Origin of the sequence: Streptomyces sp. NPDC097619, assembly GCF_040302735.1 — a bacterium.
Lineage (GTDB): Bacteria > Actinomycetota > Actinomycetes > Streptomycetales > Streptomycetaceae > Streptomyces.
Genome location: NZ_JBEOSD010000214.1, coordinates 1 through 10,856, shown reverse-complemented (window position 1 = coordinate 10,856; position 10,856 = coordinate 1). Strand labels below are relative to the sequence as shown.

Annotated in this window: 10 protein-coding genes; 7 read left to right on the top strand and 3 right to left on the bottom strand. The window is 74.6% G+C overall.

Features of this window, described 5'->3' with window-relative positions; translation table 11 throughout:
* Nucleotides 1-705 (top strand): RICIN domain-containing protein (locus ABTZ17_RS34015; RefSeq protein ID WP_502994961.1); only part of this gene is annotated, 705 nt, incomplete at its 5' end.
* A gap of 100 nt (nt 706-805) precedes the next feature.
* The gene (locus ABTZ17_RS34010) at nt 806-1,528 is read left to right on the top strand and encodes a CDP-alcohol phosphatidyltransferase family protein (RefSeq protein WP_352199669.1); all 723 of its coding nucleotides are present in this window, start codon (nt 806-808) and stop codon (nt 1,526-1,528) included.
* On the opposite strand, the gene ABTZ17_RS34005 is transcribed toward ABTZ17_RS34010, so the two are convergent.
* The gene (locus ABTZ17_RS34005; protein WP_352199668.1) at nt 1,509-1,991 is read right to left on the bottom strand and encodes an FAD synthase family protein; all 483 of its coding nucleotides are present in this window, start codon (nt 1,989-1,991) and stop codon (nt 1,509-1,511) included. The genes ABTZ17_RS34010 and ABTZ17_RS34005 overlap by 20 nt on opposite strands.
* A 141-nt stretch (nt 1,992-2,132) precedes the next feature.
* On the opposite strand from ABTZ17_RS34005, the gene ABTZ17_RS34000 reads away from it, so the two are divergent.
* From ABTZ17_RS34000 to ABTZ17_RS33990, 3 genes are read left to right on the top strand one after another with little or no spacing between them, the layout of a single operon-like run.
* Nucleotides 2,133-3,368 carry a glycosyltransferase family 4 protein gene (locus ABTZ17_RS34000; protein WP_352199667.1) on the top strand — a complete coding sequence of 412 codons (1,236 nt, stop codon included), beginning with the start codon at nt 2,133-2,135 and terminating at the stop codon, nt 3,366-3,368.
* Nucleotides 3,365-5,092 carry a lipopolysaccharide biosynthesis protein gene (locus ABTZ17_RS33995; RefSeq protein WP_352199666.1) on the top strand — a complete coding sequence of 576 codons (1,728 nt, stop codon included), beginning with the start codon at nt 3,365-3,367 and terminating at the stop codon, nt 5,090-5,092. The genes ABTZ17_RS34000 and ABTZ17_RS33995 overlap by 4 nt, the downstream gene beginning before the upstream one ends.
* Nucleotides 5,089-6,405 (top strand): MATE family efflux transporter, encoded by a 1,317-nt coding sequence (locus tag ABTZ17_RS33990; protein WP_352199665.1) that lies wholly within the window; start codon nt 5,089-5,091, stop codon nt 6,403-6,405. The genes ABTZ17_RS33995 and ABTZ17_RS33990 overlap by 4 nt, the downstream gene beginning before the upstream one ends.
* Nucleotides 6,406-6,465: 60 nt before the next feature.
* Here the strand turns inward: ABTZ17_RS33990 and ABTZ17_RS33985 are convergent, their stop codons facing one another.
* Nucleotides 6,466-8,169 (bottom strand): hypothetical protein, encoded by a 1,704-nt coding sequence (locus tag ABTZ17_RS33985; RefSeq protein WP_352199664.1) that lies wholly within the window; start codon nt 8,167-8,169, stop codon nt 6,466-6,468.
* Nucleotides 8,170-8,274: 105 nt separating this feature from the next.
* Between ABTZ17_RS33985 and ABTZ17_RS33980 the strand changes: the two genes are divergently transcribed.
* Together ABTZ17_RS33980 and ABTZ17_RS33975 are read left to right on the top strand one after the other, a co-directional pair.
* Nucleotides 8,275-8,814: a WcaF family extracellular polysaccharide biosynthesis acetyltransferase gene (locus tag ABTZ17_RS33980; RefSeq protein WP_352199663.1), complete on the top strand. Its 540-nt coding sequence runs from the start codon at nt 8,275-8,277 to the stop codon at nt 8,812-8,814.
* Nucleotides 8,811-9,929 carry a glycosyltransferase gene (locus ABTZ17_RS33975; RefSeq protein WP_352199662.1) on the top strand — a complete coding sequence of 373 codons (1,119 nt, stop codon included), beginning with the start codon at nt 8,811-8,813 and terminating at the stop codon, nt 9,927-9,929. The genes ABTZ17_RS33980 and ABTZ17_RS33975 overlap by 4 nt, the downstream gene beginning before the upstream one ends.
* 100 nt (nt 9,930-10,029) lie before the next feature.
* Here the strand turns inward: ABTZ17_RS33975 and ABTZ17_RS33970 are convergent, their stop codons facing one another.
* Nucleotides 10,030-10,722, bottom strand: coding sequence for a hypothetical protein (locus tag ABTZ17_RS33970; RefSeq protein ID WP_352199661.1), 693 nt, complete (start codon nt 10,720-10,722; stop codon nt 10,030-10,032).
* Between the last annotated feature and the right edge of the window lie 134 nt (nt 10,723-10,856).

The following is a 10,856-nucleotide window of genomic DNA, read 5'->3' as shown; positions in this document are numbered from 1 at the left end:
GGGGCCGGGGCCGGGGCCGGAGCCGGGGCCGGGGCCGGAGCCGGGGCCGGGGCCTTCGAGCTGCTGGCGGCCGATCCGGAGCCGGCCGGCCGCGGGCGTCGGGGCCGGGCGGGGGCGGGGCGGGGGCAGCGGGCCGCGGCGGTGGCCGGGGCGGGTCTGCTGCTGGCCGCGGCGGCCGTGGCGGGCACCCTGGCGCTGACCGGGGACGGCCCGGAGGGGCCGGTGACCCCGCGGGCGGCGGTCCGCACCGGTCCGCTGCCCACCGGCTGGGTGCGGATCGTCCCGCTCACCGGGAAGGGTCTCTGCCTGACGGACGGGCGGGTGGCGGACGGCCGGTACACCCCACTGGTGGCGGTGCAGCGGCCGTGCGCGGAGGCCGGGCCGCAGAACACCCTGCTGGAGCCGATGGGCGGGGACACCTACCGCGTCCAGTGGGTGCACCCCGACTACGGCAAGGGCTGCCTGCGGGCCCTGCCCGAGGGGCCGGGGCGCGGGCTGCTGGAACCGATGGACGACTGCTCCCTGGGCAGCCGCTTCCACCTGGAGCCCTCCGGGCCGCGGGGCGGCGGCCGGTACGTGCTACGGGTGGACGGGCAGGGCTGCGTGGGCATCCGGGACTCCTCGGAGGCCGCGGGCACCGAGGCCGTGATGGGGCCGTGCGTCGGCAAGGGCGGTCAGCTCTTCGCCGTCGAGCCCGCGAACTGACCGGTACCGGCGGTCCGGCCGGGTGGGGGTCCGGGCCCTGCGATGATGTGCCCCGTGCGGGATGTTCGTACCCGCGTTCCATGAGGGGAAATGAGTGCGTATGGGCAGAGTGGGGACCGCGCTCCGGGAGCTGCGCGGGGCGCAGAAGTCCGCGAAGGGGGTGTCGCTCTACTCGCGGTTCGTGAACCGTCCGGCGGGCCGGTACCTGGCCGCCTTCTCCCACGCGGTCGGACTCGGCCCCAACCAGGTGACCCTGGTCTCCGCGGCGCTGTCGTTCGCGGGGATCGCCGCGGTGGCGCTGGTGCCGCCGTCCTGGGCGCTGGGCGCGCTGGTGTGGGTGCTGCTGGTGGTGGGGTTCGCCTTCGATTCGGCGGACGGGCAGCTGGCCCGGCTCCGGGGCGGGGGCAGCGCGGCCGGTGAGTGGCTGGACCACGTGGTGGACAGCGCGAAGGTGACGGCGCTGCACGCCTGCGTGCTGATCGCCTTCTTCCGCTTCCCGGCGGAGTACGGGATCTCCTCGGACGCCTGGCTGCTGGTGCCGTTGGGCTTCCAGCTGGCCTCCGTGGTGACCTTCTTCGGCGGGCTGCTCACCGAGAAGCTGAAGCCGAAGGCGGAGCCGGGCTCCCCGGCCGCCGCCCCGTCCACCCTGCGCGCCGTGGCGCTGCTGCCGGTGGACTACGGGGTGTTCTGCCTGGTGTTCCTGGTGCTGGGCGGCGGGGAGCTGTTCCGGTGGGCGTACACGGGCTTCGGCGTGATGGCCGTCCTGTTCCTGGCGGCCTTCCTCGCGAAGTGGTTCCGGGAGCTCAGCGCAGTTCGGCGGTGAGCCGGTCCGGCTGGGTCTCGGCGAGCGCGTCCAGTGCCCGGCGGAGCTGGGTGCTGGAGGTGTGGACGGTGTACGGGAAGTAGACGACGTCCACGCCGACGGTGGCGAAGTCGGATTCCAGCCGCTCCCCCTTGGGGGTGCCGCGCCAGTCGTCCCCCTTGAAGATCACGTCGAAGCGGACCTGCTTCCAGGTCTCCAGCTTGTCCGGAACCGTCTCGACGAACGCGGCGTCCACGTACTGGACGCTGCGGACGATCTCCAGGCGTTCCACCAGCGGGATCATGGGCCGCCGGCCCTTGGCGAGCTCCGCCATCTCGTCCGAGACCACCCCGGCCACGAGGTAGTCGCACTGACTGCGCGCATGGCGAAGAATGTTGAGATGTCCGATATGGAAAAGGTCGTACGCACCCGGCGCGTAGCCGACTCGGTACGGCTTGCGCACGGGTGAACTGTGCTCGGACATGTCTCGCTCCGTCATCGATACCCCCCAAGGGCCACACTCCCCAGTGCGGCGGATTATCAGACGATAGCGTCAACGTTCCGCGCCGTGCGGGTGAACGATTAGGGTGTGCCCCGCACCAAGCAGGGGAGAAGGGGACGTTTCGTGTCCATATCCGGCCGTCGAAGACTGCTGCTCGTCTCGACCAACTACGCGCCCGAGCACGCGGGGATCGGCCCCTACGCCACACAGATCGCCGAGCACTGGGCGGCCCTCGGCCACGAGTCCCACGTGCTCGCCGGCATGCCGCACTACCCGTCCTGGTCGCTCGAACCGGAGTACCGGCGGGCCGTCCGGCGCACCGAGGAGCGCGGGGGCGTCACCGTCCACCGGCGCGCGCACACCGTCCCGGCCCGGCAGACCGCCGTCAAGCGGGCCCTCTTCGAGGGCTCGATCCTGGCCCACGGAGCGGTCGCCCCGCCGCGCATGAAGCGCCCGGACGCCGTGATGGCCCAGATGCCCAGCCTCGCCGGCGGGGTGCTGGCGGCCCGGCTGGCCGCCCGCTGGAAGGTGCCGTTCGTCCCGGTGGTCCAGGACCTCATGGGGGCCGCGGCCGCGCAGAGCGGGATCAGCGGCGGGGACAAGGCGGCGGCCTTCGCGGGCCGCGCCGAGGCGTACGCCCTCAAGCGCGCCACCCTGGTCGGTGTGATCCACGAGACGTTCGTGGACCGGGTCGTGGCCATGGGGGTGCCGGAGGCGAAGATCCGACTCGTCCCGAACTGGTCCCACGTGCCCGGCCCGTCCCAGCCGCGCGGGAAGACCCGCCACCACCTGGGCTGGGCCCCCGGTCAGACCGTGGTCCTGCACTCCGGGAACATGGGCCTCAAGCAGGGTCTCGAAGTCCTGGTGAACGCCGCACAACTGGACCGAAATGTCCGCTTCGTCCTGATGGGCGACGGCAGTCAGCGGGCCGCGCTCGCCGACCTCGCGGCGGACGTGCCGAACCTCGACATCATCCCCCCTGCCGCCGACGGGCAGTTCCCGGATATCCTCGCGGCGGCGGACGTACTCGCCGTCACCCAGCACGCGGCCGTGCTCGACATGAGCGTGCCCTCGAAACTCACCTCCTACTTCGCGGCGGGACGCCCCGTGGTCGCCTCCGTGGCGGCGGGCGGCGGCACCGCCCAGGAGGTCGAGCGCTCGGGCGCCGGGGTGCTCGTACCGCCGGAGGATCCGGCTGCCCTGCTCAAGGCCGTACGGGAACTGGCCGGGAACCCGGCGGCGGCCGACGCGCTGGGCGCGGCGGGCCCCCGCCACGTCGCGGCGCACCTGAGCCGCGAAGCGGGACTGGCCCGGATCGACGCACTGATGGACGAAGCCTTGGGGGGACCCCGCCCGTGACGGAGACGACCCGCGCCGCGGTGACGGCGGGAGAAGACGAACCGGACCTCCTCAGGGACCAGTTCCGGCAGCTGCTGCGCTACCGCCGGCTCATCGCCGGCGGCATCGGCCTCGGCCTGCTCGGCGGCGCGTGGCTCGGCATCAGCACCGCCGACACCTACGTGGCCACCTCCGACGTGGTGCTGCGCACGCCCACCGACGACCCCTTCAACCCGAGCCTGTCCCCGGACAAGGCCATCAACGTCGGCTCGGAGCGGCAGACCGCGCTCAGCAACTCGGTGGCCCACGAGGCCGCCGAGAAGCTGGGCATCCCGGAGTCCGGGGTCGGCGGCCTGCGGGCCGGCCTCCAGGTCACCAACCCGCCCCAGAGCCTCGTGCTGCGCTTCACCTACACCGCCTCCTCCCCGAAGGAGGCCGCCAAGCGCGCCAACGCCATGACGGCCGCCTACCTGGCCAAGCGGCAGGAGAACATCGAGTCCATCAGGGACAAGATGGTCAAGGGCTACAAGGACCAGCGCGACCCCATCGCCAAGCGCCACGACGAGCTGGTGCGCGAGATATCCGGGCTGCCCGACGGCGCCGCCCGGGACTCCGCCTACGCCACCAAGAGCGACATGCTCGGCCGCATCAGCTCCCTCCAGAGCAGCATCGCCAAGCTCCAGGCCCTCGACATGAGCCCGGGCCGGGTCACCAGCACCGCGACCCCGCCCTCCTCCCCCGACGGCCCCGGCCTGCCCATGTCCCTGGCCCTCGGCGCGGCCGTCGGCCTCGCCCTCGGCCTGCTCGCCGCCTGGGTCCGGCTCGTCTTCGACCCGGCCCCGCGCTCCGACGGCGACGTGGCCCGGGCCCTGCGCGCCCCCGTGCTGGGCACCCTGCCCAAGGACCGCACCGGCGGCGGCCCGCTCCTCGCCGCGGGCGAGGCCGATCCGCGGCTCGCCGAGGAATACCGCTCGGTGGCCTTCCGGCTCGCCTACGACTCCCGGTTCGCCGACCGCCGACGCCTGCTGGTCGTCGCCCCGCGCGGCTCCAGCGAGACCGCGGCGGCCGCCTCCGTGAACCTGGCCGCCTCCTTCGCCGAGACCGGCAAGGACGTCCTCCTCATCGAGGCCGACCTGCGCACCCCGGTGCTCGCCAGCCAGCTGCGCACCGACACCGGGGCCCGCCCGCGCTGGAGCCACACCCCGGCCGGCGGCGAGACCGAGTGGCCCGACGGCCGTCAGCTCGCCGTGGACGCGGGCGAGTCCGGCTCCTTCGACCTGATCCCCGGCGAGCGGGTCCGCAACGTGCCCCGCTCCCTGACCTCGCAGCGGGCCAGCAGCCTGATCTCCGAGGCCGACTCCCCCAACTCCACCGTGGTGGTGCTCGCCCCGCCCGTGCTGTCCTACGCGGACGCGCTGGCGCTGGTGGACCGGGTGGACGGGGTCCTGGTGGTCTGTGACCCGCGCGCGGTGCACCGCACCGACCTGGTCCGGATCCGCGAGCTGATCAGCGGCGCCGGCGGCACCGTCCTCGGCGCGGTCCTGCACGGCGGCCAGGCCAAGGAGAAGAAGCCCCTGGGCCGCAAGGGCAAGGGCCGCCGCGGCGGGACCCCCGAACCGGCCGCCCCGCGGCCGCCGGCCGCCACCCCGGCCCCGGCCCCGCGCGCGCCCGAACCGCAGCAGCACATCCCCGGCGACGGCAGCGACACCGTCGCCCTGCGCACCGTCCGCACGGGACAGCGGTGACGGACCCCGCCGCGGCCGCCCGGATCCCCGGGCCCCGCGGCGGGGGCCCGTCCGGCCCCCGGGAGCCCCGGCGGGCCCTCGCCCTGCTGGCCTCCGTCGGCGACCAGGCCGCGTCCAGCCTCACCAACATCCTGGTGCTGGTCCTCGCGGCCCGGCTGTCCTCCGCGGACGGCTTCGCCGCCTTCTCGATGGTGTACGTGGCCTTCAGCGTGCTGCTCGGCGCGAACATGGCCTACGTGGGCCAGACCGTCGTCCTCGAACGCGGCCCCGGGATCGGCGCCGCCTGCCGCTCGGCGATCTCCTTCACCGCGCTGGCCTCCGCCGGCGCGGCCCTGCTCCTGCTGCCGGTGGGCCTGCTCACCGCGGGCGCCGGCGGCCGTTCCTTCCTGGCCCTGGCCGCCGTGCTGTCGCTGGTGCTCGTCCAGGACGGACTGCGGTACTGCTTCTCCGCCCTGCGGCAACCGCACCGGGCCTTCGCCGCCGACCTGCTCCGACTGGCCTGCGTGGTCGCGGCCCTCGCCGTGCAGCCCCGAGGGGCCGACCCCGGCCGCCTGGTGCTGGTGTGGGGTCTGTCGGCCCTGCCCGCCCTCGCCCTCGGCCTGTACCTGCTGCGGCCCTTCACCACCGGCACCCGGGCCGCCCTCCGCCCCTACCTGCGGCGCGGCCACCTCGGGCAGCGGTTCCTCGTCGAGTTCGCGGTGGGCAACGGCTCCAGCCAGCTGGCCGTGTTCGGGCTCGGCGTGTTCGCCACCCCACTCGCGGTCGGCGCCCTACGCGGCGCCACCACCCTCTTCGGGCCCCTGAACGTGCTCTTCAACTCGGCGAACGCCTTCGGGCCGCCCTTCCTGGGCCGGCTCGGCGGCCGACGGGCCGTGGTCCGCGCCACCGCCGGCCTCGGACTGCTCTTCGCCCTCACCGGGGCGGGCTGGGCCGCCGTGCTGTACGCGCTGCCCGATCGGCTCGGCCGGGAACTCCTCGGCGAGACCTGGACGGCCGCCGCCGCCCTGCTGCCCGCCACCGGCACCCAGTACGCCGTCATGGGGCTGGGGACCTGCGCCCTGCTGACCCTGCGGGTGCTCTCCCCGAAGGCCACCCTGTCGGTACAGGTGGTGTTCTCCCTGCTGTCCGTGGTCCTGCTGCTGGTCGGGTACGCGCTCTGGGGCGCCCCCGGCGCCGCCTGGGGCCTGGCCGCCGGATCCGCCCTCAAGGCGGTGGCCGCCTGGACCCGCGTGGCCCGGCTCCGCCCGGAGCCCGCGGGACCCGCCGCGGACGGCTCCGGCCCGGCGCCGACGGCACCCGCCGCCTCCGTCTGAGCATCCCCGGACACCCCGGAAGCCCCCCGGCCCCGTCGGACCCGCCGCCCCGCCCGCGCGTCAGCGCAGGGAGGTGCGGCGGTCCGTGCGGTAGGTGGCGATGGCGGCGAGGCAGAGCATCGCGATGGCCACCCGCCCCGAGGCCTGGAGCAGCGGCCCGCGCAGCAGGATGAAGGAGTAGCCCGCCACCAGCGGCACCACCACCGAGATCAGGCTGCCCGGTGGCGATCTCCGGGTGGCCCGTTTCGCGTACCGGCGGTCCACCCGGGAGGCCACGTATCCCATGGCCAGCAGCCCGCCGCCCATGCCCACGGGCCCGAAGTCGATCCACAGCTCGGCCCAGATCGGCGAGGACAGGTTGGTGTTGACCGTGCCCATCCACTGGCCGACCATGACGCCGGTGTCGCGGGGCTTGCCCGGCCACACCGAACGGGGCACCGCGAAGAACACCGAACCGGCCAGCTGACGGCCGTAGAAGTGACCCGACCCGGACTCCACGAAGGTGATGGTGTTCGCGAACATCCCCACCTGGTCGTAGTCCTTGAGCGCCATCGGCTCCAGGACCGAGGTGGTCTCCACCGGCTTGTAGTTCTTCTCGTCGTACCGGAAGCGGTCCGCGAACGGGAAGATGATCAGCGCCACCACCACGCCCATGGACAGCGCCACCCGGTACATCGCCGCGCTCACCGGGAACACCGTGAACAGCAGGGCGAACATCACGGTGAGGAACCAGTACCGCGGGTTCGAGATCGGGTTGTTCACGACCAGGTTCAGGGCCGCCAGCGCCGCCCAGGTGGCGATCACCGAGGGCATCCGCCGGGCCCGCGTGGAGGTCACCATCCACCGCGTGTACACCAGCAGGGCCAGCAGCGCGGGCACCGTGCCGAAGCCGCGCAGGAAGGCCTGTCCGGCCTGACCGTCGTCGGCCGAGACACCGGCCTCCGCGATGCCCGCGATGATCTCCTGGCGGCTGCTGAAGAACACCGCCGGGCCGCCCAGCTTCATCACGAACACGCCGCTGCACAGGAACGCGAACACCGTCAGCAGCTGGAGCCGCCGCTTGTGCACGAACACCGGCTTCGGCTCGGCCCGACCGCCCTGCGCCTTGCCCGAGGGCCGGTGCCGGGCCAGCAGCGAGCCCACGTCGAAGCAGATGCAGCCCAGCAGCACCAGGGCGATGGCCGAGGTCAGGTCGGTGCGCGGGCCCACCACCGGGGTCGGCACCTGCCCGAGGACGGCCTGGGCCAGCGGGGCCACGCCCATCGCCATGTAGACGAACAGCCAGTACGAGCCCTGGAGGAGCTTGCGGCGGCTGGTGAGCACCATGGACGAGAGCCGGGCCCCGGCGTACATGGTGAGGGCCAGCTGGAGGTAGAAGGCGCCGTCCTTGGCCCCGGCCCCGCTCTGCACCGCCACCGTCAGCGGCAGGAAGACCGTGAAGCCGAGGGCCAGCGGCACCGACAGGGCGCGGGAGAGGAGAGTCCGCGGGGTGGTGACCCGGCCCCAGCGGGCATCGGAGTCCGCGGGCTCCCCGTCGCCCCGGCCGGCTCCCCTGCCGTTGCCTCCCTTGCCGCCCCCGCCGCCCCGGCCGCGGGAACGCGGCGGACGGGGCCCCGCGGGACCACCGCGGGCCTCGGGGCCCCAGGGGCCGCCCGTGGTCGTGGAAGGGGCCGTTCCGGCCGTTGTGCCGCCCTGCGGCGCACCGGTGCCCGGGCCCTGGGGACGCGAGGGGACGGCCGCCGGGCTGTCCGTGTCCGTTGCCAACCGTGCTCCCGCCCGCGCCTTGAGTTCGGCCGCAGTCTAATCCGCCGTAAACCGATAATGTGAGCGGCCGGTGCCGGGGAAGGCACCCGTTGGGGGTACGAAGACATGCGCGATCTCCCGGCCTTCACGCTGGCCGGCTACGACAAGGGCCGCGGGCTGCTCGTCCAGGCGCTCTGGTTCGCCGTGATGAACACGGTGTTCATGGCCTGGTTCTGCCCGGCCCGGGTCCGGGTGGCCCTGCTGCGCGCCTTCGGGGCGCGGATCGGCACCGGGGTGCTCATCCGCCACCGGGTGCGGGTGCTGTGGCCCTGGAAGCTGACCGTCGGCGACCACACGTGGATCGGCGAGGGCGCCTGGCTGCTGAACCTGGAGCCCGTCACCATCGGCGCGAACGTCTGCCTCTCGCAGGAGGCGCTGTTGTGCACCGGGAGCCACGACCATCGGGCCGCCGACTTCCGCTACCGCAACGCCCCGATCACCGTCGAGGACGGTGCCTGGGTGGCCGCCCGCGCCACCGTGCTGGCCGGGGTCACCGTCGGCCGGCACGCCGTCGCCGGAGCCGGCGCCGTGGTCCACAAGGACCTGCCCGAACTGACCCTGCAGACTGCCGACGGCACCCGCCGCCCGGTGGAGGAGCCCCGTTGAGAGTCCTGCACGCCGTCACCCTGCACTCCCCGAGCCACGCCTTCGGCGGGCCGGTCCGGGTCGCCCTCAACCTCGCCAAGGGGCTGCGCGCCCGGGGCCACGAGGCCGCCCTGCTCGCCCTCGGCGAGGGCTTCGGGGACCCCTGGCCCACCGAGGTCGAGGGGGTGCCGGCCCGGCTCTACCCGGCCCGCAGGCTGCTGCCGCTGGGCTTCAGCGGGATCACCTCCCCCGCCCTGCTGGCCGACGCGGGCAAGCTCGTCCGCGACGCCGACGTGGTCCACGTGCACCTGGCCCGGGACCTGGTGACCCTGCCGGTGGCCCTGGCCGCGCTGCGCGCCGGGAAGCCGCTGGTGCTCCAGACCCACGGCATGGTGGACCCCAGCGACCGGCTGCTGGCCAAGGTCCTGGACGCGGTGGCGGTCCGCCGGGTGCTGCGCGGGGCCTCCGCCGTGCTGTACCTCACCCCGCACGAGAAGACCGGCCTGGACGCCGTGGTGGGCGAACCCCTGCCGCGCACCGTGCGGCTGGTCAACGGCACCCCCGCCCAGGAGGAGCGGCCGGCGCTCCAGGGCCCGCCGCGGATCCTGTACGCGGCCCGCCTCCAGGCCCGCAAGCGGCCGGTGGACTTCGTGGACGCCGCCGCCGAGGTGCTGCGCGCCGTCCCGGACGCCGAGTTCGTGCTGGCCGGCCCGGACGAGGGCGAGCAGGACGCCGCGGTGCGCCGGATCTCGGAGCTGGGCCTGGCCGGGCGGATCTCCGTACCGGGGCCGCTGAGCGGTGCGGAGGTGCTGCGGGAGCTGCGCCGGGCGCACGTCTACGTACTGCCCTCGGTGGACGAGCCGTTCCCGATGTCGGTGCTGGAGGCGCTGTCGGTGGGCGTGCCCTCGGTGGTGACCCACTCCAACGGGCTGGCCAAGGACATCGCGGCGGCGGGTGCCGGACGGGCCGTGGACCCGGGCCCGGGGCCGGTGGCGCGGGCGGTGCTGGAGCTGCTGGACCCGGCGGAGAACCGGACCGCGTCCGCCTCGGCCCGCAAGCTGGCCGACGCCGCCTACTCGATGGACGCGGTGCTCGACACCCTGCTGTCGGTCTACGGACACGCCGTGCGCCGCTAGACCGTGTCCTGAGCAGCGACGAGGGGGCGGCCCCGGGGAGTTCCCCGGAGCCGCCCCCTCGTCGTGCGGGCGCGCGTGCGCGTGCCGCGCGGTCCGTCCGTCAGGCCGGGATCCAGGCGTAGCAGCCGGTGGAGACGAACTCGGTGGTGCCGGAGGGGATCCGGGCGGTGATCTTGTCGCCGGCCTTGCTGCCCAGCTCCGGGCCGGACTCCAGGGACTTGCCCCCGCTGCCCTTGGCCTGCCAGGTGCAGTCCGGGCCCGGGGTGAGGGCGCGGTAGCTGCCGGGCTCCGGGTTCTTCAGGACGCCGTCGGTGAAGCCGCTCTCGGCGTCGTCGAGGACGGGCTCCAGCTCGGGGCAGAGGTGCGGGATGGCGTCCTTCGCGGCGGGGATCTCGCCGGCGATGATCGAGGCGGTGGCGGCGTCCTTGTCGCGCTTGGCGGTGCGCGCCACGCGCTGGCACGCCTCCTGGCCGGTCTGGAGGACGGCCGCGGGGTCGGTCTTCTCGGGCACCCGGCCGCTCAGGTACTTCTTCTCCTCCTGGGTGAAGGAGCCGGTGACCGGCTTGAGGCCGTCATCGGAGACGACCGGGCCGGTGGGCTTCGGGGCGGGCAGCTCGGTCCGGGCGGGCTTCGCGGCACCGGGGTCTGCGGTGGGCTCCACCGAGGCGGTCGGGGCGGAGTGGGCCTGCTTGGCCGTCTCCTCGGCGTCGCCGCCGTCCGAGCTGCAGGCGGTCAGGGTGAGCGCGGCGGCGAGCAGGACCGCGGCCGCGGAGCGCCGGTTCAGGGGACGCATCAGGTGGCTCCAGTGGTACTGAGCCCCCCGGGGGGAGGGCGGGGGACTCTGTGTGTCTGCGGGTGCGGGTGCGGGGCCCGGCCGTCCGGCCGGACCCCGCACCCGCGGCTCACCGGGGCGTTACAGCGGGCCGC

Excerpts from the sequence above, each read along its gene's own strand:
- ABTZ17_RS34010 (WP_352199669.1), top strand. The coding sequence starts at position 806 with ATGGGCAGAGTGGGGACCGCGCTCCGGGAGCTGCGCGGGGCGCAGAAG.
- ABTZ17_RS34005 (WP_352199668.1), bottom strand. The coding sequence starts at position 1,991 with ATGTCCGAGCACAGTTCACCCGTGCGCAAGCCGTACCGAGTCGGCTAC.
- ABTZ17_RS33980 (WP_352199663.1), top strand. The coding sequence starts at position 8,275 with ATGCGCGATCTCCCGGCCTTCACGCTGGCCGGCTACGACAAGGGCCGC.
- ABTZ17_RS33970 (WP_352199661.1), bottom strand. The coding sequence starts at position 10,722 with ATGCGTCCCCTGAACCGGCGCTCCGCGGCCGCGGTCCTGCTCGCCGCC.